The following is a 19315-nucleotide window of genomic DNA, read 5'->3' as shown; positions in this document are numbered from 1 at the left end:
GTGCGGGTGCGGAAACCGGATCGGCGCGACAGTGCCGACCGGCCCGCAGTACCGTCGATCCAGGTGGTGGCACACCCCTGATAACTGCGCACTGCCTGCTCGGGCTGCCACCCGCCAGGCTGAGTTCATGACGCACAACGGTTCTCGATTCGATGGCAAGACCGCGCTGATCACGGGCGGTAGTAGTGGGATGGGGTTGGCTACCGCGCATCGTCTGATCGCGGAGGGGGCTCGGGTCGTGGTGACCGGACGCGACAAGAAGCGCCTCGACGCGTCGGTCGCCGCGCTCGGTGGGCAGGCGCACGGAATCGCCGGTGATGCCACCGATCTCGACGATCTCGACGATCTCGCCGCGGCGGTGGCCGACCGCTTCGGGCACCTCGATCTCCTGTTCGCCAACGCGGGCATCGGCTCGTTCCAGACGATCGAGCAGGTCACCGGCGAGCTCTTCGATCAGGTGATCGGCAGCAACCTCAAGGGCGCCTTCTTCACCATTCAGAAGGTTCTGCCGCTGCTCCCCGACCACGCCTCGATCGTCATCAACGCCTCCTTCGGCCTGCACCTCGGGGTCTCGGGCTCTGCCCTCTACTCCGCGAGCAAAGCGGCCGTCCACAACCTGACCCGCGCTCTCGCCGCGGAATTGGCGCCACGGCGAATCCGGGTGAACGCGGTCAGCCCCGGCTACATCGACACCCCGGCCTTCCGCGCGGAGCTCTCCGAATCCGCTCGGCAGGGGGTCGCGGCCCTGTCCCCCGCGGGTCGCGTCGGCACCGCAGAAGACGTCGCCGCCGCCGTCGCCTTCCTGGCCTCAGCCGACGCCGCCTTCGTCAACGGCCACGACCTGCGCGTGGACGGCGGCCTCACCGCAATCGGCGCATCGGCGCTGGTGTAGGCCGGCTCAGCGCAGCGCGGCGCGTCCGCGTATGCGGCCGAGCACCACCAGCACGACCAGTGTGACCACGACCAGGACCGTGGTTCCGGCCGCGGCGTCGAAGACTTCGCCGCGGTCGGTCTGCGCGAAGATGCTGACGGGCAACGTCTTCCAGGTGGCGGGGTAAACCATGATGGTCGCGCCGAGCTCGCCCATGGACAGGGCGACCGCCAGGCCCGCTGCCGCGCCCAGAGCGGGCAACAGCAGCGGCAGGGTGATCTGGCAGAGGACGCGAACAGGGCCCGCGCCAAGGGATTGCGCGGCCTGCCGGTAGGCGGGGTCGAGCCGATCGAGAGCGGCAGAGACGGCGCTGAAGGCGTAGGCCAGAACCAGGACCGCATGGGCGACGATGACGATCCATTTGGTCCCGCCCAGGAGCACCGGGCGTTCGTTGAAGGCGATGAGGACGCCGAGACCAACCGCTACCGACGGGACGGCGACCGGGAGGTGGAAGACGGCGTCGGTGAGACGGCGCAACCAGGTGGGCGCCGCTCGCGAGGCCAGAGCGGCCCAGGTGCCGAGGACGAGGGAGATCGCGCCGGCGAGCAGGGCGGTTTGCAGGCTCACCGAGAGGCTCGCCGCCTGCTCACCGCTGAGCGCGTTACCGATATTGGTGAAGCCGAGGTCCGACGGCAGTGGGCCGGTCCAGCTGCCTGCCAGGGCGGCGGCGATCACGGTGGCGATCGGGGCGACGAAGACCACCGCGACCACCAGCCCGAACACGCCGAGTACCAGCGCTTTTCCGCGAGGAGTCCAGACGAGCACGATCATTGCTCCTTCGGGCGGGCGATGAACCGGGCGAACACGAACCGGTAGACGAGGTAGAGGCCCAGCGAGAGCAGCACCTGCACCGAGGCCAGCACCGCCGCACCGGGCAGGTCGAAGGTGACGATGCCCCGGGTGTAGATCAGCGCGGGCAGCGTGATGACGCCCTTGGCGCCGGTGAACAACACGATGCCGAATTCGTTGAGCGTGAGCAGCAGCACCAGCGACCCGCCCGCCGCGAGCGCGGGCCACGCCTCGGGCAGTACCACCTGCCGCAGCACCCGCCACGGCGAAGCGCCGAGACTCGCTGCCACGTCGAGCTGTTCCCGGGGCAGCTGCGCGAACGCGGCCAGCACCGGGCGCACCACGAACGGGGTGAAGTAGGTGATCTCGGCCAGGATCACACCGAGCGGGGTCGTCAGAAAGTCGATGACCGGTGTGGTGGCGCCGGTCAATTCGGCGATCAGGGCGTTCACCGCACCCGCCGTCCCGTAGAGGAAAGTGAAGGCGAGGGTGATCAGGAACGAGGGCAACGTCAGGATCGTGTCGATGAGCCTGCCGACCAGACCGGATCCGGGAAACGGCACGAAGGCCAGCACGATCGCCAGGAACGTGCCGAGCACCAGACACCCCGCCGTGGCACACACGGCGATGGAAACGGTGCGCCACAACGCTTCCCGGAACGCTTCGGAGCCGAGTACCGACGTCCACACCTCGGTGCCGCGCCCGGTCGGCGTCTGGGTGGACTCGGTGAGCACCCGCAGAATCGGATACCCCGCGATCCCGAGCACCACGAGCACGGGCGGCAAGGTCCAGAGGATCGGCAACCACGACCGGCGAGGTGTGGGATCTTTCGACGGCGGCGACGCGTCGGGCCGATCGAGAACGACAGCGCTCACGACAGCACCTCGCTGATGCCCCGTTCGGCTACGAGCGCTTTCATGACTGATCCTCTGCGGGCACGGAACTGCCTGCCGTAGTGGCTGTCTCGCCGATCGCACGAGGGATGAGCACACCCGCCGGGTCCGGAAGCTTCACCCCGACAACGGCACCGGCTTCGGTCGTGAAATGCCCCGACACATCGGCCGCGAGCGTGCCGGGTAGCCCGTCGACCGACAGCTCGACCCTGGTCGTGGCACCACGCCATACCGAGGTCGACACAGTGGCGCGCAAGGCGTCCCGCTCGCCGGGTTTGCCGACGGTGATCGTGTGCGGGCGGATACACAGCAGCGCGTCGTCGTCGGGCGCCCACTCCGCCTGTCCCACACCGGGTTGCGGTGCCTGGGCGCGCAGGGTGTTGGTGCCCGCGGTGACCAGGGCCGCGGTGCCGGTGACGTGGTTGACGGTGCAGGGCACCAGGTTCGCGCCGCCGAGGAACCCCGCGGTGAAGTCGGTGGGCGGGCGCTGCCACAGGTTTTCGGCCGTGTCGATGTCGACGAGGCGGGCATCGCGCATCACCGCGATCCGATCCGCCAGCGCCAGCGCCTCGGCCTGGTCATGGGTCACGTACAGCATCGCGGTGTCGGGCAGCGCTTTGCGCAACGCCTGCAACTCGCCGAGCATCGAATGGCGCAATTGCGCGTCGAGCGCGGCCAGCGGCTCGTCCAGCAGCAGGACGCTGGGCTTGATGGCCAGCGCACGGGCGATCGCCACCCGCTGCTGCTGGCCACCGGACAACTCACGGGGGAGCCGCTGCGCGTAGCCGCCCATGCCGACCATGTCGAGCGCCTCGGCGACCCGTGCGGCGATCTCCGCCCGCGGCACCCGATGCGATTTCAGGCCGAACGCCACATTGCTGTGCACGCTCATGTGCGGGAACAACGCGTAGGACTGCACGACGACACCGATCCCCCGCTTGGCGGGCGAGAGATCGGTGACGTCGCGGCCCGCCAGGCGGACCGCGCCCGCGGTGGGCCGGACGAAACCGGCCAGCGCCTTGAGCGCGGTCGACTTGCCCGAACCACTCGGGCCGAGGAGCGCGACAGTCTCACCGACGGCGACGCGCAGGGTGAAATCGGCCAGCGCGACCGCGGCCTTGCGGCCGCGGCCGTAGCTGACCCCGACCCGGTCGAACACGATCGCGGGTTCGGTGGTGGCCGCCACGGACATGGCGGATCTCATCTGGAGGTCACCGTCGGACATCGTCAACTCCCTTGTGTCACAGCCGCAGTCAGCTGCCGGTTGCCTTCTGGTACGCCGCGACGTCGGCGTCCAGCTCGGTGAGCACCTTGTTCCAGTCGACCGGGACCACCTCGACACCCGTCATGGCGGCGGCCGGACCACCGTCGGCCGGGGCAGGCACATCGGTGCGGGGCGACACGGCGAACGCCTCGGGGCCCAGTTTCGCCTGCGCGGCCGGGGCCATCAGGAAGCTCATCAGCTTGGTGGCGTCGTCCTTGTGCGGTGCGCCCTTGGCCAGACCCATCATGTACGGGACGGCCACGGTGGAACGCTTGCCTGCGGCGGCCGGGAAGAAGACGGTGAACTTGGAGCCCTTCTCCTTCACCGTGGTCAGGTTCATCTGCACGTCGCCGTTGGCGATGAGCAGCTCACCCTTGTCGACCTTGGCCTGCAGTTTGCCGGTCGAGGACGACGGGCCGACATTGTTGGCCTGCAACGCGGCCAGGTAGTCGAGGGCGGCCTGCTTGCCACGCAGCTGCTGCAGCAGCACCAGCACCGCGGTGCCGTCACCGGCCTGGCCGGGAGTGGAGTACTGCAGCTTGCCCTTGTACTCCGGCTTCAGCAGGCCTTCCCAGGTGAGCGCCGAAGCGTCGACCGCGGGGTTGGCGATGAAGCACAGGAAGTTGTTGGCCAGGGTCACATAGCTGCCCTCGGCGTCCTTGGCCGCGGCGGGTACAGCGGTGGTGTCGATGCCGCTGGGCTGCAGCAGACCCGACTGCTTGGCCTTCTGGATGAACGGGGGCAGCGTAACGACGACGTCGGCCTGCGGGTTGGACTGTTCCTTGTCGACCCGGTTCACGACCTCGCCGGAGCCCGCCTCCACCAGGTTGACCGCGATGCCGGTCTCCTTGGTGAACGCGTCGAACTGGGACTTGTACCAGCCGCCGACACCGTCGGCGGAGTACACGGTGACGGTCTTGCCGTCCGCGGATTCGGTACCGGTGCCACCGCAGGCGCCGGTGAACGCGACGGCGGTGACGCCGGCCAGCAGCAGCGCGACCTTGGACAGGCGGCGCGCGGTGAGGGAAGTACGCACGATGACAGCAACTTTCGTTTCAGATGTCGGGGGAATCGCAGGGGCGGGTGGATCGGAGGGCGACGCCGCGGCGAATACCGCGACGGCAGGTTCGGGAGCGCACCAGCTCTCAGTGCGCGAGCACCAGCTCTCAATGCGCGAGCACCAGCGCCGGGAACTCGGCGACCGACGACACGACATGGGTGGCGCCGGCGGCGCGCAGCTGCTCGGCGGTGTGCGCGCCGGTGAGGGTGCCCGCGACGATGCCCGCGCCTGCGGCCAGGCCGGTGGCGATATCGCTGGTGGTGTCACCGAGCACGGCGATCCGGTCGACGGCGTCGACGCCCAGGCGCAGCGCGGCGGCCAGCACCATGTCGGGGTAGGGGCGGCCGCGTCCGGCGTCGGACGGTGCGAGGGTGAGGTCGACCAGGTCGGCCCAGCCCAGCGCGGCGAGGAGTTTGTCCTGCGTGCTCCGGCTGAATCCGGTGGTCAGCGCGACCCGGACACCGGCCGCACGCAGTGTGGTGATCGCGTCCACCACACCGGGAATCGGCGCGATATCGGCCTCGTCGACCAGTGCTTCGTAGGCGGTTTCGAAGGCGCGGTTGGCGTGGTGGGCGGCGGCCTCGTCGCCGTCGAGCAGCGCGCGGAACACCTCGATCTTGGACTGGCCCATGGTGTCGACCACGTAGCGGCGGGCCTGTTCCCGGCGCGGGCCCTCGGGCTCGATCCCGGCAGTGGTGGCGGCACTCTCGAAGGCGCGCAACACCAGCCCGCCGTCGGCGACGGTGGTGCCTGCCATGTCGAGGGCGGCGAGCTGAATCTTGTTGTTCGACACAGGTGTTCCTCACAGTCCGATCTGGTCGGCGGTCTGTTCGCCGATGGCGGGGCCGAGCGTCATACCGCGACCGCCGGGGCCGGTGACGACCCAGACGTTGGTATCGGCGCGCACCCGGGTGACGACGGCTCCGGGGTCGACGCTCTGGCTGTAGACGCCCGCCCAGCGCCGCACGATCGGTGGCAGCTTGCGGCCGAGCAATTCCTCGGTCACCTCGGTGAGGTGGTCATAGGGTGCTTCGTCGACGTCGAAGGAGAACGGCTCGACATATTCGTGGGTGTCGCCGATGGTCAGGCCACCGTGCAGGCGCTGCACGCACAGCAGCTGCATCTTGTGCTCGGCGGCGGTCGCGGTCTGCGATTGCTCGGCGGCCAGCGAATCCAGCTGCGGGCCAGCGAAACCCGGGTAGTAGCGGAAGCTGTCGCCGTCGGCGATCGCGGTGGTGAGCGGTTCGCCCAGCGGGGCGGTCTGCATCATCTGCAGCCGCACGCGGCGCACCGGCAGTTCGCCCGCCAGCTCACGAGTGAGCCCCGAGTGAGCGGCGCCGGGGCAGTGGACGACCAGGTCGGCCTCGTGGCGGCGACCGTGATCGTCGACGACCACCGCGCCGGAACCGGTGTCGAGGACCGCGCGGGCCTCGGTGCCCTCATGAAAGGTGTAGCGATCGGAGGCAGCCATGTGGGCGCGCAGCGCGGGCAGCGCTTGCCGCGACTCCACGGCGGCATCGGTCGAGCAGTGCAGGCCCGCAAGGTATTTGCCGCGCACCGCCGGGTTGATCGCGCGCACCTGGTCGGGGTCGAGCAGGGTGAAACCACGGGCATCGGCGGAGTCGCCGGCAGCCGCCGCCTCGGCGACAGCGAGTTCGGCGGGGGTACGCACCAGCGTGATCGAACCGGCGGGCCGGAAGCCGACGCCGGCCACCCGGCCGCCGATCTCCTCCCACAGCTCGCGCGAACGCAGCGTCAGCTCCAGCTCGTTCGCCGACCGGCCCGAGACCCAGACCAGGCCGAAGTTGCGGACCGTCGCGCCGCGGGCTTCGCGCTCGCGTTCGAGGTGCACGACCTCGTGTCCACGGGCTATCGCCGCCCAGGCGTGGGCGGTGCCGAGGATCCCTCCACCGATGATGACCAATCGCATGCCACCGATAGTGGCAAATGGTCTAGACCGATAGGTGTGGGCCGCGAGAACGGCAAGTTAATTTTTGGTATAGACCAATCCGGGTAGGGTGGACAGCATGGATTCGCCGCAGACGACCCGAGTTCCGAAGGTGTTCCTGGTTCGCACCGAAATCGATCTGCTGCTGGCCGATCTCACCGAGGGCGACCCGGTGCCCTCCGAACGCGACCTCGCCACCCGCTTCGGCGTCGCCCGCGAGACCGTGCGACAGGCACTGCGAGAACTGCTGGTGGAAGGCAGGATTCGCCGTCAGGGCCGCGGCACGGTGATCTCCCGCCCCAAACTCACGCAGCCACTGTCGCTGCGCTCCTATACCGAGGGCGCGATCAGCCTCGGCCGCACCCCCGGCCGCATCCTGGTGGCCTGGGAAGACGTCGCCGCGGACGCGGCGACGGCCACCGACCTCGAGGTGGAGCCGGGCACCGAGGTGATGCACCTGGAGCGGGTACTGCTAGCCGACGGTGAACGTGTCGGACTGGAGAGCACCTACCTGCCGCTGCACCGCTTCGCCGCCCTGCGCGGCAGCTATGACCCCACCACGTCGCTGTACGCCGCGATCCGCGCCACCGGCGTCGAACTCGCCGGTGCGCGCGAACGCATCGAAACCGTACTCGCCGCCCCGAGAGAGGCGGGTCTACTCGAATGCACCACCGCACTACCGATGTTGCTGCTGCACCGGCGCAGTGTCGACGCCGACGGCGCACCCATCGAACGGGTGCGCTCGCTCTACCGTGGCGACCGCATCGCCTTCGAGGCGAGACTGTCACCGGAGCCGGCGTAGCCCCTTACTGCTCGGGCAGCCGTCGCCGCCCGCCGGCCACATCGGTGACCAGATCTGTGTAACCATCCACAAGCTCGGCAAGGTGGTACCAGTGCTTGTGGGTGTTGTCGCTTCGCGCGCCGTCGATGTCGATCGCCTGATTGGCATCCACCCAGCTACGCGCCATCCGGTCGACGACCGCACCGAGACTTTCGGTGTGCAGCGAGGCGCCGTTGCGATGCAACGGGATCTCCTGGACACACCAGTCGTTGATATCGTCGACGAGTTCACTTCGACGGCAATCGATCTCGGCGATCAATGCCGTATCACGCACCTGCCCCCGCCGTTCGTGCAGTTCAGCGAGTGCGTGCGCTGACCGCAACAATTCGCGATCTTGAAATCGCCGCCCCTGAAATGCGCACAACAATTGCGGAGCGGTGGGCAGTATGCCCATCACCGGCGCGCTCATCGCACGGCCCCGAATTCACCCGACACCCAAGATTTGTCTACCAACATGATTGGCTCTCGATTCGGTTATCCCGGTCATCTGTTTGGATTGTTCGCAACCAGGCTAACTGGATCATGCTCGCTCAGAAGGCGAAACGCAAGATTGCGTTATCACTCCTGCAGTAAAGCCGCCCTGACAGAACTGGGAGTCACATGCGCAGCGCCGCACGGTCTTCCGGCGCGCCTCGCGGACTCGCCGAACACCATGGCAGGCCCTATGCCGCTGTCTTCGCCGAACGCGTGACACAGCGGCCTTGCAGCGCAATAATGCGTTTCATGGCAGGCAAGCGTACGACCCTGACCGTCCGGCTCCGCAGGCTCGCGGCCATGTTGCGCGAGTTGCGCGAAAGCGCCCAGCTGAGCAAGGAAGACGTCAGCGCGCGAACCGGAATCAACGTCACCACGCTGTACCGGATCGAAATGGCGCAGGCGCGCCCACAACGTCGCACTCTCGGCGCCATGCTCGACCTGTATCAGGTCGACGACAAAATGCGCGAGGAAGCGCTCAGTCTGCTGACCGACGCGTTGAAACCCGGCATGTCGCGACCTTACGAAGGCGCGGTGTCGGAGGTGTATGCGAATTACATCAACTTCGAGGCGGAAGCGTTGTCGGCCAGGCAATACCAGACCTCGACGGTGCCCGGCCTGCTGCAGACCTTCGAGTACGCCGCGGCCGTGATCGACACCTCGATGCCACGCCTGGATGCCTCGGTGATGGAGAGCCGGGCGCAGGCGCGCATGGATCGCGCCATCAACCTGACCAAGGACGACCCGCTGGAATTGTGGGTGGTGATGGACGAGGCGGCGATCCGCAGGGTGGTCGGTGGACCCGCGACGATGGCAGGCCAGCTCGACCGGCTGCTCGACGAGACCAAGCGCAAGAACGTGATCCTGCAGGTACTTCCGTTCGACGCGGGCGCGCACCCCGGCATGGCGGGCTCGTTCACGCTGCTCGACTTCCGCAATCCCGTCGACCCCGAACTGGTGTACGTGGAGAGTATGTCCGTGCACGATCTGGTCGAGGGGCACTCGGAGATCCGCCGATTCGGCGTGATCTTCGACCAGCTGCGGGCGATGGCGTTGAGTCCCCGCGATTCGGCCAAGCTGATCACCGAGGCACGGGACGCGATCACCCGGTCCGCGTCCGCTCAGTAGCGGCTGGCCCGGCGGAAACCGATCGCGGCCGGTAGGGCGAAGATCGCGATCGCGCCGAGCGACCACGCCAGGGTGGCCAGCAGCGGGCCACGCACCGGCCCGCCGAGCGAGAGGCCGCGCATGGTGTCGATGGCGTGCGTGAGCGGGTTGTGCTCCACGATCGGGCGCGCCCAACCGGGATAGGCGGCGAGCGGGACGAATCCGGTGCTGAAGAACATCAGCAACGACGAGCCCAGCGAAACAACCTCCACCAGTGCGGCTCCAGCCGTGTACACCGCCAGAGCGGTGACCATCGTCGCGAAGCCGAGTCCGTACAGCACCGGGATGGCGAACAGGGCGATCGCGGCGGGCAGGCCCTGGGTGAAGCGGAATCCGAGCGCGATGCCGACCGCGAAGATCACCATGGTGCACACCAGGATCCGGACGCCTTCGGCCAGGACGCGCGACAGCAGACCCGAGGCGCGATGGACCGGCAGTACCCAGAATCGGGACAGCAGTCCCTCGTCGCGCTCGCGGCCCAGGGTGACCGCTCCGGCCAGGGAACCCGACATCACCCCGACCAGTGCGACCATCGGGACCGACCCGTAGAGGGCGTCGGCGCCCGCGAACGACGACACCTGTTTGCCCAGTACGGCATTGAGCATCACCAGCAACAACGCGGGGAAGAGCAGGGCCTGCATCACGGTCAACGGGTCTCGACCCCAGCGAGTCAGCAGGCGCCGGGTCTGGATCACGGTCTGCGGTAGCAGCATTCGCAGCGACTCGCTGTGCCGCGCGAGGGCGGGCAGGGGAAGGGTTGTCATGCGGCCCGCCGGGCGGCATGGCGCCAGGACAGACCGCCGCAGACCACCAGGATGCCGAGCGCCCAGGCCAGACCGGGGCCCAGCGTCGCGAGGTCGACGGTGCCCGCGTCGCCGGTGGAATCGCCCGCCAGCGCGCGCAGGCCGTCGACGAACTGGGAGACGGGCTGATTGCGGGCGAAACCCTGGATCCAGCCGGGAAATTGGCTCGCGGGCGCGAAGCCGGTGGACACCATGCCGAAGATCAGCTGGGGCAGGACGAGGATCTGGGTGGTGGCCTCGGGACTGGCGGACACGCTGCCGAGCAGATCGGCGCCGCAGCTCAAGGCCGTCGCGATCAGCAGCGAGAACGCGAGGAAGCCGACTGTGTGCCACCAGCTTCCGAAGAACCGGAAACCGATGACGGCGCCGCAGACGAGCGCGGCGCCGACCGCGATCACCGCGCGGTGGGCGGCCGCGGTGATCCTGGCCGCGAACGGGACCCAGCGTGGCATCGGCAGGGTCGCGAACCGGACGTCGAGGCCGTCACGGGCATCGGTGGCCGCACGGAACGCGGCCGAGATGGCGCAGAACGCCACGGCCTGCATGACGATCATCGGCATCAGGAACTGGGCGTAGCTGCTCAGGCCGTGCCCGTAGACGGTCATCACGAGGTTGAGCGGGACGTAGAAGCCGAGGGTGAACACCGCGGGGGCGAGCAGGGCGGTGAGGATCTCACCGGTGCGCCATGCCGGACGGATCAGCCGTCGCGCGAGCACCCACCACTGGGTGAACACCACCGTCGGCGCGCGGTCGGGCGTGAGCTCGTCGGCGGTCGGCACGCCCCCATCGTGGTCGATGCGCGCGGTGGTGCCGGGGAACCCGGTCAGCATGTCGTGCGCGCGGAGGGCGGGGCGGTCGCGAGGATGCGGGCGATTTCGGGGAGGACGTCGGGTGCGGTGAGGTCGCGCGGGGTGGCGTCGAGGACGAAGCCGGTGACCGCGCCCTCGACGTAGGGGCGCCACCGGCGAACTGTGGCACCGGGGTCGAGGCGATCGGTGCCGCCGGGCTCCCGGCCCGGGATGCACACGGTGAGGTCGCCGAGGAGCCACGAGGGCCGGTGTCCGGCCACCATGCGTGCGGCTGTGGCGCTCAGGTCGGCCAGTCGGTCGAGATCGTCGCCGGTGACGTCGATCGTTCCCGCCGTGGCGGCATTGATCGCCGCGGCGGTGTCGTCGGAGGTCGGGGTTGTCGAGCCTTCCACAGCTGCGTCGAAGGCCGGGCTGTCGACACCGAGCAGCGAGGCGATACGGTCGGCCGGCAGCGGCGCCGGGGCGGGGGCCTCGGGGTCGGTGGCGAGAACGACGACACGGACTCGCTCGCCTGCCGCACGGAGCCGAACCGCGACTTCGTGGGCGACGAAACCCCCTGCGGACCAACCGAGTAGCTGGTACGGGCCGTGCGGGGCGATGCGGCGGATCTCGGCGAGACAGCGGGTGGCGTAGTCGCGGATCGTGCGCGGTTCGGCGCTCGCCTGCAGACCGTAGATCGGGACGCGAGGATCGAGGTGGGCGACCAGGCCCACATAGTTCCAGGCCAGGACCGCTTCCCCGGCCAGGCAGAACAGCGGTGTGCCGTCGACATAGGCGCTGTGCGGGCGGATCGGCAGCACCATCGCCGTCGCCGCGGAATCGGCACGCTCGCCGACGGGCGGCTCCGTCGAACAGGAATCGGGCCGACCTGCCGTCCACCCGCAGGCGGACGGCAGGTCGGCCGGATCGTCAACGGTGCTCACAACACATGATACGTCGCACGAAACCCCCAGCAGCCCAATACTTTCGGGGGCTTCCGCCACAGACCGACCGCGCATCCGAACTCCTTCGCCGACCCGACCACAGATGGTGTGAGTTCCACTGTCGCGCGGGACGGCCCCGACCCCAACCCTCCCCGGGGCCCGGTCTCACCCACCCAGGTGGCGGCGATTCCACCCTTGGTGTCAATAGGTGTTCGCGGGCAGGCTGCGTGCGCCGGACCACAGATCGTCGATCAAGCGCTCATAGCTGTCGGCGAGGTCGTCGAGGCGGACCCATTCGTCGTAGAAGACCGACTCGGGGGCGCCGGCCAGGCCGACGAACGCCTGGGAACAGTGCTTGGCCAGACGATCGACCAGGCCGCCGAGGGTTTCGCAGTGTTCGTCCGCCGCGGCGTGCGGAACGGGGGCGGCGAGGATCACCCAGCGGTCGATCGCGCGCATCAGCTGGGTCCGGCGCCGGTCGATGCGCTCGGACTCGCTCAGCGGGGAACGCTCGCGCAACTGGTGCAGCAGCGCCAGCTCCCCGGCGGCATCGAGGATGGGGTGGTCATCGTGTGGCAAACCACGGAACGCCGCGAGGAGCACGTCCCGGCCGGGCAGCATCGCCTCTCGTGCCGCGTGCCGCATTTCACCGCTCCCCCGCCGAACCGACGACGTCAACGTGCGAAATCTTCATCTGGCACACCTCCGGCTCGGGCACGGCACCCCGGCGGGGGTGCCATCGCGTGCGGACGGAACACGCCGGGTGGACACCGATCGCATCCACCCGGCAACCATTCCGCCACCACTGTCCCCTACAACGGCCCGTCGGCGGAAGCGAATCGGCACCGGACATCCAAATTGTCCGCTTCGCCGCCCCTTGTCCGCCGCGCCCCCAGGCCTGCTTACTGCACGCGCAGGCTGCCGAAGAGGCCGTCTTTCTCGTCTTCGGGACCTGCCGTGAAGTAGAGGGCGTTCGCGTCGCCCAGGCTTTCGCCGTTGCCGAACATCAACGCCCACAGGCCCGCGATCTCGACCGGCTTCGCCTCACCGTCGCGCAGATAGTCGACGAAGGTGCCGGTGGTGTCGTCGTAGGCGAGGACCCGGCCGAGGCCACCGAAGTTGCCGATCAGCAGTTTGCCCGACAGCGCGCCGAAGTTCGACGGCGCGATCGCCACACCCCACGGCGCGTTGAGCCTGCCGCCGTCGTCGATGATGCGCACCAGCTTGCCCGCCCCGTCGAACTCAGCGACCTTGCCCTTGTCGGGCTTGCCGTGGGAGTCCTTGTCCTGGTCGGCGTCGAGCGAGGCTTCCTCGGCCTTGTCGAAGGCTTTCGGGTCGTTCTCGTCGGGCTGCGTCACGGCATAGGACACGAACACCCGGCTGCCCAGGGTGGTGATGTTGAACGGCGCGGGATCGCCTGGCTTGGCCTTCTTGCCCTTCTCGGGCGAGGACGCGTCGATCACCTCACCGGTGGCGAACGGGTTGGCGAAACCGGTGGTCGCGACCGGCTGCCAGAATTTGTCGAAGGTGCGAACCTGCGGGTCGGCACCGAAATCGGCGGCCAGCAGCTTGTCACCCGAGGGCGCCAGCGCGATTCCGAAGAAGGCCATGCCCGCAGCGGAACCGTCGAACACCTGGTTCGCGCCGCCGTCGCGGCGCACGATCGCGCCGTCGGGGGCCTGTTCGGTCCAGGCCGAGATCTTGCCCGAGTCGGTGGCGAAGATGAAGCGCGAGGAACCGCCGAGCGGGATCGGCACACCGTCCACATCGACCCACTGGTCGCGCACCGCGAACAGATCCGAGGTGATCGGCGCCGGGTTGAACACAACGCCGGTGACCTTGCCGATGCTCTTGTCGGAGGTATCGGCATCGGCGCCGGGGACGCCGACGAGCTTGAGCTGGTCCTGGGTCAGCTTCTGCAGCTTGGGATCCGAGGACGACTGCACGTCACCGAGGAACTGGAACGACTTTCCGCCCGCGCCGACCCAGAAATGCCCACCCGCGCCCTTCGGCCGATCGGCCAGTCCCCAGGCGTTGACCATGCTGGGCAGCGTGAACTGGGCGTGATAGGAGTCCTTGTCGGCGGCCAGGTTGGTCTGGCCGTAGCGGTTGCCGTCCAGCGCGGCCACATCGTCGCTCGAGGGCTCGGTGTTCGAGCACGCCACGGCGAGCAACACTGCCGCGCCGAGTACCGCACCGCGCACCAGCCCGGACCGCACCCCGCGGGCGCCCCTCACATGTCCGTTCACGTTCTTGTCCTTTCGACCTTCCGCCGGACGGCGTTCAGGCGAGGCTGACCTTATCGTGGCTGATGCGGCGGTGTGCCGTGACCGTCGCAGGAAGCACAGGGCTACGCTGTCGGCCGTGGTCGAACCTTCCCCCAACATCGCCCCGCATCCCGACATCGCCGCCCTGGCACCACTACTCGGCACCTGGCGCGGTCGGGGCAGCGGCGAATACCCGACCATCGAATCCTTCGACTACGTCGAGGAGATCACCTTCGGGCACCTGGGCCGACCGTTCCTCACCTACAAGCAGCGCACCAAGGCCGGCTCCGACGGCAGGCCGCTGCACGCGGAGACCGGCTACCTGCGCAGCCCGGCGCCGGGCCGGGTCGAATTGATACTCGCCCATCCGACCGGAATCACCGAGATCTGCGAGGGCACGATCACCGAAACGGTGGACGGAATTCGTCTGGAATTGAACTCCACGAATATCGGTCTGAGCGAATCAGCAAAGCCGGTTACCGCCGTCGGACGCTCATTCCATGTCACCGGCGACACCATCGAGTACACGCTACGAATGGCGGCGGTCGGCGAATCTTTGCAGCATCACCTAGCGGCAACTCTGCAACGCGGCTGAGTCACGCGCAATTCGGCAAGTTACCCGAGCATGACCTTTGATCAGCGCATTTGCCGAATCGAAACCGATAATTCACCTTTTCATCACGGCCCGGTAGCAGTTGTGTTCGAACACGCCCGCACATAGGGCAACAATTGTGTGTCGCTTGCTGCCGTCGCCTGTTGCCGAAGTAACCGCCGTTCTACGGTGGTGCATCAGCTAATCCTCAGACAATCGAACGACCTGCCCCGCGAACACGTCGAAACCCTGAATGAGGGAGACGAACCATGAGGCGTTCTACTTTGATCTTGACCACGGCGGGGATGATCCTCGGCGGCGCGGCCGCCATCGACGTCCTCGACAGCGCGGCCACCGCCGCACCCGAGCCCGTTGTCAGCTACAACGTGCTGCACGACACAGCGACATCCCACACCGACAGCACATCGCTCGCGGTGGTGCGGGGTCTGCTGGCGACCGAGAACGCCGACTGACCCGACACCATCACGAATCCCGTACGGCCCGCAGGCCCGTTCGGCGGCGCGATCAGTAGCCGGCGGGTAGTGCGGCGAACATATCCCGGGTGACAGCCACCGCGTTGTCGGAACTGCCACCCTTCACCAGCAGTGTCGCGAAGGCGATATCCCCGCGATAGCCGATGAACCACGAGTGCGATCCACCGTCGACCTCGGCCTCGCCGGTCTTGCCGTAGACCTCACCTTGATCCCTGATGCGTTCGGCCGTGCCACCCGTGACCACCATGCGCATCATCGAACGCAGCCCCTCGACCACCTCCGGCGCGATCGCGGGCCGATCGCCGGTGATCTCGGTGGGCCTGCCCGAGATCAGATACGGCACCGGCGCGGCACCATGGGCGACCGTCGCGGCCATCACGGCCATGCCGAACGGGCTCACCACCACTCGGCCCTGGCCGATGCCGTCTTCGGCGCGCTGGACGAGCCCCTCGGCCTTCGGCACGGACCCGGACACGGTCGGTAGACCTTCGACCTTGTAGTCCTGGCCCACGCCGAGACGCGCCGCGGCCTCGGTGAGCGCGTCGGGTTCGAGCTTGCTGGCCAGCCTGGCGAAGGTGGTGTTGCACGAGCGTTCGTAGGCGGTGGCCATCGGCACTTCACCGACGGTGAACATGTTGTAGTTGGGGATGGTGCGCTCGCCGATGATGGTGCTGCTCGGACAGGCCAGCACGGTGTCGGGCGTGGCCAGCCCGGAGGACATCGCCGCCGACGCCGTCACCGTCTTGAAGATCGAGCCCGGCGGGTACTGACCGCTGGTGGCCACCGGCCCGTCCCGGTCGGCGAACTTGTTCTGGGCCACCGCGAGGATCGCACCGGTCGACGGGCGCAACACCACCATCATCGCCTGCTCGGTGCGCAGGTCGACCGCGTGCTGGGCGGAATTCTGCACGAACCGATCGATGCTCAGCGCGAACGACGGCGCGGGTTCGGCCGCTTCCTCGTGCAGCACGTCGAGGTCGGCGCCGTCGGCATTGCGGGTGACCACGCTCCAGCCCGCCTTGCCGTCGACCTCGGCGATCACCGTCTTGCGGACCTGGGTGAGCAGGTCGGGCGCGAATTTGCGGTCGGTGGGCACCATGTCCCATTCCTGGGTCAGGGTCACGCCGGGCAGGCCGATCAGTTCGCCGCCGATGGTCTCGGCCTCGTACTCGTTGAGCAGGATCACGGTGTGCGCGCCGTCGGTCTTGCGCGCCGCAGTGAGGATGGACTGCGGGGTGTAGGCGACAGGGTCGATACGGCTCAGCGCCGCGGCGAGCGCACCGGCGACGCGGCTGGGGTCGGGGGCGTCGGCCACGGTGAACTTCACCCGCGAGATCTTGCCGGGGACCAGCACATCGCTGCCCGCGGCCTCGTTCACCCTGGCGCGCGGCGCGGGTCGGGTGCGCAACTCCATGCTCTGGGTGTCACCCAGTTTGGGGTGGATGTCGGCGGAGCTCCAGCGGACCAGCCAGCGCCCGTCACTGCGGCCCATCTGCAATTCGCCGGAATAGGTCCACTGACGACCCTTCGGCAGGGTCCACTCGTAGGTGTAGTCGACCGTCGCGGTGTCACCGTTGACGCGCGCGTCGCCGGTGCGGATCGACAGCTTCTCCGCCTGCAACGCCTGCCACGTCGAAGTCAGTGCCGCCGCGGCCTTCTCGGGTGCGGTGGTGAGCGCCGCGGCCGCGGGGAGATCGTGTTCGGCGAACGCCTCGGCGAAGGCGTCGGCGGCGGGCACCGGCCCCTGGGCACCGGAAGAACAGGCCGTCGCCGCGACAGCGAGGGCGGCCACCGCGTACGTGGTGAGCATCCGTGTCCTCATCGGCACCGATGGTAGCGGCGAAAAGCCCTCCGACCTCGGCGCCACGCGCCAAAGTTTCAGTCCAGCAAGACGGTTGCGAAGGTAGCGATCTGACGGAACCCCACCCGGCTGTAGGCGCGGCGGGCGACGCGGTTGTAGTCGTTCACGTAGAGGCTCGCCGTACGGCCCGTTGCCACAACAGCATTGGCGACCGAGGCGGTCCCGGCGGTCCCCACACCCGCACCCCGGAATTCGGGATGCACCCACACGCCTTGGATCTGGCCGGTGCGTCGCGACAGCGCGCCGATCTCGGCCTTGTAGACGACCTCACCGTCCTCGAAACGTGCCCAGGCCCTACCGGATTCGATGAGGTTCTTGATCCGCCTCCGATAGCCGCGCCCACCGTCACCCGTGCGCGGGTCGATGCCGACCTCTTCGATGAACATCGCGATCGCGGCGGTCAAATAGCGGTCGATCTCGTCGGGCCGCACGCGGCGCACTCCCCCGTCGGCGCGCGCGGCGGCCGGCCTGGCCAGTGCCAGCAGGGGCTGATCGGCGCGCAGTTCCCTGGCCGGGCCCCAGGCCGGGAGCAGCATCTCCCACAGCGGGAGCGCGAGTTCCTGCCTGCCGACCACCGAGGAACACACCCGCGGCCAGCGGCCTGCCCGATCGGCGAACGCGCGCAATGCCTGCTGGTCACCGCGCAGCGGCACCAGATTGGCGCCGGAGAAACACAGGGAGTCGGCCGGTCCGCCGCGGCTCCACAGCTCACCGGCACCGGTCCGGGAGTCGATCCCGAATTCCTGCACCCGGGCCGCGATCATGCACGACGCCACCGGGTCGGCGTCGAGGACGCGCAGCACCTCACCGACATCTCGCACGGCCACCGGGCGCGCGGGAGCGGTTTTGGACCGTCGCGTCGGCTCCAGCAGACTCCGCACGGCACAAGCCTGCCACGAAAACACGCCGAGCGGTACGGGTCCGCCGAATCCGGCGGATGACTGTGCGGAGGCCGGTTCAGCTCACAGAGACAACGGGCTCAGTGCCCGGCTCCGCGTCCATCTGTTCGGCGATGCGCATCGCCTCTTCGATCAGGGTCTCCACGATCAAATGCTCGGGCACGGTCTTGATGACCTCACCCTTGACGAAGATCTGCCCCTTGCCGTTACCGGAGGCGACACCGAGGTCGGCTTCGCGGGCCTCGCCGGGCCCGTTCACGACACAGCCCATCACCGCGACGCGCAGCGGCACCTCCAGGCCGTCCAGACCGGCGGCGACCGCGTCGGCCAGGGTGTACACGTCCACCTGAGCGCGTCCGCACGATGGGCAGGACACGATCTCGAGCTTGCGCGGGCGCAGGTTCAGCGACTGCAGGATCTGGCTGCCGACCTTGATCTCCTCGGCGGGCGGGGCCGAGAGCGACACGCGGATCGTGTCGCCGATGCCCTCGCTGAGCAGCGCGCCGAAGGCCACCGCGGACTTGATCGTGCCCTGGAACGCCGGGCCCGCTTCGGTGACGCCGAGGTGCAGCGGGTAGTCGCTCTGCGCGGCGAGCTGGCGGTAGGCCTCGACCATGATCACCGGGTCGTTGTGCTTGACCGAGATCTTGATGTCGCCGAAGCCGTGCTCCTCGAACAGGCTCGCCTCCCACAGCGCCGACTCGACCAGCGCTTCGGGGGTGGCCTTGCCGTACTTCTCCAGCATCCGCTTGTCCAGCGAACCGGCGTTGACGCCGATGCGGATCGGGATGCCCGCGGCGCCCGCAGCCTTGGCCACCTCGCCGACGCGGCCGTCGAATTCCTTGATGTTGCCCGGGTTGACGCGCACCGCGGCGCAGCCCGCGTCGATGGCGGCGAAGATGTAGCGCGGCTGGAAGTGGATGTCGGCGATCACCGGGATCTGCGACTTCTTCGCGATCGTGGCGAGCGCGTCGGCGTCTTCCTGGCGCGGACAGGCCACCCGCACGATGTCGCAGCCCGAGGCGGTGAGCTCGGCGATCTGCTGCAGGGTGGCGTTGATGTCGTGGGTCTTGGTGGTGGTCATCGACTGCACCGAGATCGGCGAATCGCTACCGACGCCGACATTGCCCACCATCAGCTGGCGGGTCCTGCGCCGGGGTGCGAGAACAGCAGCGGGGGCGGCGGGCATCCCCAATCCGATTGTGCTGGTCACGTTCGGCTGCCTTCTTTCGTACGTTTCGCGGATCGACCTGGGTTGTTGATGCCGAGCTTAGTCGCGCAAGGTAACCGGGCGCCCTGT

20 protein-coding genes are annotated in these 19315 nt (G+C 68.5%); 5 read left to right on the top strand and 15 right to left on the bottom strand.

Features of this window, described 5'->3' with window-relative positions:
* The first annotated feature begins 127 nt into the window (after positions 1 to 127).
* Entirely contained in the window at positions 128 to 892 is a 765-nt protein-coding gene (locus ACFVVI_RS00905; RefSeq protein WP_387442220.1) for a glucose 1-dehydrogenase, read from the top strand.
* 6 nt (positions 893 to 898) lie between these two features.
* Here ACFVVI_RS00905 and ACFVVI_RS00900 read toward each other — a convergent pair whose 3' ends face one another.
* The 6 genes from ACFVVI_RS00900 to ACFVVI_RS00875 all read right to left on the bottom strand — a co-directional run bounded on the left by ACFVVI_RS00900 (position 899) and on the right by ACFVVI_RS00875 (position 6867).
* Positions 899 to 1696: an ABC transporter permease gene (locus ACFVVI_RS00900; protein WP_387444407.1), complete on the bottom strand. Its 798-nt coding sequence runs from the start codon at positions 1694 to 1696 to the stop codon at positions 899 to 901.
* Positions 1697 to 1698: 2 nt separating this feature from the next.
* The gene (locus ACFVVI_RS00895) at positions 1699 to 2595 is read right to left on the bottom strand and encodes a 2-aminoethylphosphonate ABC transporter permease subunit (RefSeq protein ID WP_387442218.1); all 897 of its coding nucleotides are present in this window, start codon (positions 2593 to 2595) and stop codon (positions 1699 to 1701) included.
* 40 nt (positions 2596 to 2635) lie between these two features.
* Positions 2636 to 3838 carry an ABC transporter ATP-binding protein gene (locus ACFVVI_RS00890; protein ID WP_387442216.1) on the bottom strand — a complete coding sequence of 401 codons (1203 nt, stop codon included), beginning with the start codon at positions 3836 to 3838 and terminating at the stop codon, positions 2636 to 2638.
* A 28-nt stretch (positions 3839 to 3866) separates the two neighbouring features.
* Positions 3867 to 4913: a 2-aminoethylphosphonate ABC transporter substrate-binding protein gene (locus ACFVVI_RS00885; RefSeq protein WP_387442214.1), complete on the bottom strand. Its 1047-nt coding sequence runs from the start codon at positions 4911 to 4913 to the stop codon at positions 3867 to 3869.
* A 130-nt stretch (positions 4914 to 5043) separates the two neighbouring features.
* The gene (locus tag ACFVVI_RS00880; protein ID WP_387442211.1) at positions 5044 to 5730 is read right to left on the bottom strand and encodes a phosphonatase-like hydrolase; all 687 of its coding nucleotides are present in this window, start codon (positions 5728 to 5730) and stop codon (positions 5044 to 5046) included.
* 9 nt (positions 5731 to 5739) lie between these two features.
* Positions 5740 to 6867, bottom strand: a complete 1128-nt coding sequence (locus tag ACFVVI_RS00875; RefSeq protein WP_387442209.1) for a TIGR03364 family FAD-dependent oxidoreductase — start codon at positions 6865 to 6867, stop codon at positions 5740 to 5742.
* Positions 6868 to 6964: 97 nt separating this feature from the next.
* Between ACFVVI_RS00875 and ACFVVI_RS00870 the strand changes: the two genes are divergently transcribed.
* On the top strand, positions 6965 to 7687 hold the full coding sequence (locus ACFVVI_RS00870; protein WP_378626415.1) for a GntR family transcriptional regulator: 723 nt from the start codon (positions 6965 to 6967) through the stop codon (positions 7685 to 7687).
* Positions 7688 to 7691: 4 nt separating this feature from the next.
* Here ACFVVI_RS00870 and ACFVVI_RS00865 read toward each other — a convergent pair whose 3' ends face one another.
* Positions 7692 to 8051 carry a DUF4254 domain-containing protein gene (locus tag ACFVVI_RS00865; protein ID WP_101468584.1) on the bottom strand — a complete coding sequence of 120 codons (360 nt, stop codon included), beginning with the start codon at positions 8049 to 8051 and terminating at the stop codon, positions 7692 to 7694.
* 398 nt (positions 8052 to 8449) lie between these two features.
* Here ACFVVI_RS00865 and ACFVVI_RS00860 point away from each other — a divergent pair, with 398 nt between their 5' ends.
* Positions 8450 to 9328, top strand: coding sequence for a helix-turn-helix domain-containing protein (locus ACFVVI_RS00860; protein ID WP_378655165.1), 879 nt, complete (start codon positions 8450 to 8452; stop codon positions 9326 to 9328).
* Here ACFVVI_RS00860 and ACFVVI_RS00855 read toward each other — a convergent pair.
* The 5 genes from ACFVVI_RS00855 to ACFVVI_RS00835 form a co-directional block, all read right to left on the bottom strand.
* Positions 9322 to 10131: an ABC transporter permease gene (locus tag ACFVVI_RS00855; RefSeq protein ID WP_378992228.1), complete on the bottom strand. Its 810-nt coding sequence runs from the start codon at positions 10129 to 10131 to the stop codon at positions 9322 to 9324. The two genes, ACFVVI_RS00860 and ACFVVI_RS00855, sit on opposite strands and share 7 nt — an antisense overlap.
* On the bottom strand, positions 10128 to 11000 hold the full coding sequence (locus ACFVVI_RS00850) for an ABC transporter permease (protein ID WP_387442205.1): 873 nt from the start codon (positions 10998 to 11000) through the stop codon (positions 10128 to 10130). Before ACFVVI_RS00850 ends, ACFVVI_RS00855 begins: the two co-directional genes overlap by 4 nt.
* Complete coding sequence (locus ACFVVI_RS00845; RefSeq protein ID WP_387442202.1) at positions 10994 to 11902, bottom strand: thioesterase domain-containing protein; 909 nt, start codon at positions 11900 to 11902, stop codon at positions 10994 to 10996. The genes ACFVVI_RS00850 and ACFVVI_RS00845 overlap by 7 nt, the downstream gene beginning before the upstream one ends.
* Before the next feature lie 201 nt (positions 11903 to 12103).
* On the bottom strand, positions 12104 to 12547 hold the full coding sequence (locus tag ACFVVI_RS00840; protein WP_387442200.1) for a hypothetical protein: 444 nt from the start codon (positions 12545 to 12547) through the stop codon (positions 12104 to 12106).
* 257 nt (positions 12548 to 12804) lie between these two features.
* The gene (locus ACFVVI_RS00835; protein WP_387442198.1) at positions 12805 to 14151 is read right to left on the bottom strand and encodes a TIGR03118 family protein; all 1347 of its coding nucleotides are present in this window, start codon (positions 14149 to 14151) and stop codon (positions 12805 to 12807) included.
* Between the two features lie 115 nt (positions 14152 to 14266).
* Here ACFVVI_RS00835 and ACFVVI_RS00830 point away from each other — a divergent pair, with 115 nt between their 5' ends.
* On the top strand, positions 14267 to 14764 hold the full coding sequence (locus ACFVVI_RS00830) for a peroxynitrite isomerase (protein WP_378992223.1): 498 nt from the start codon (positions 14267 to 14269) through the stop codon (positions 14762 to 14764).
* 266 nt (positions 14765 to 15030) lie between these two features.
* Positions 15031 to 15234 (top strand): hypothetical protein, encoded by a 204-nt coding sequence (locus ACFVVI_RS00825; RefSeq protein WP_378992222.1) that lies wholly within the window; start codon positions 15031 to 15033, stop codon positions 15232 to 15234.
* A 52-nt stretch (positions 15235 to 15286) separates the two neighbouring features.
* Here ACFVVI_RS00825 and ACFVVI_RS00820 read toward each other — a convergent pair whose 3' ends face one another.
* The 3 genes from ACFVVI_RS00820 to ispG form a co-directional block, all read right to left on the bottom strand.
* Positions 15287 to 17077 (bottom strand): penicillin-binding transpeptidase domain-containing protein, encoded by a 1791-nt coding sequence (locus ACFVVI_RS00820; protein WP_387442196.1) that lies wholly within the window; start codon positions 17075 to 17077, stop codon positions 15287 to 15289.
* A gap of 56 nt (positions 17078 to 17133) precedes the next feature.
* Positions 17134 to 17988 carry a GNAT family N-acetyltransferase gene (locus tag ACFVVI_RS00815; RefSeq protein ID WP_378992401.1) on the bottom strand — a complete coding sequence of 285 codons (855 nt, stop codon included), beginning with the start codon at positions 17986 to 17988 and terminating at the stop codon, positions 17134 to 17136.
* An 85-nt stretch (positions 17989 to 18073) separates the two neighbouring features.
* Positions 18074 to 19228 (bottom strand): flavodoxin-dependent (E)-4-hydroxy-3-methylbut-2-enyl-diphosphate synthase, encoded by a 1155-nt coding sequence (gene ispG / locus ACFVVI_RS00810; RefSeq protein WP_387442194.1) that lies wholly within the window; start codon positions 19226 to 19228, stop codon positions 18074 to 18076.
* Between the last annotated feature and the right edge of the window lie 87 nt (positions 19229 to 19315).

The sequence above is a fragment of the Nocardia sp. NPDC058114 genome (assembly GCF_042884695.1).
Taxonomy (GTDB): Bacteria; Actinomycetota; Actinomycetes; order Mycobacteriales; family Mycobacteriaceae; genus Nocardia.
This window is presented reverse-complemented; position numbering and strand designations above follow the sequence as displayed.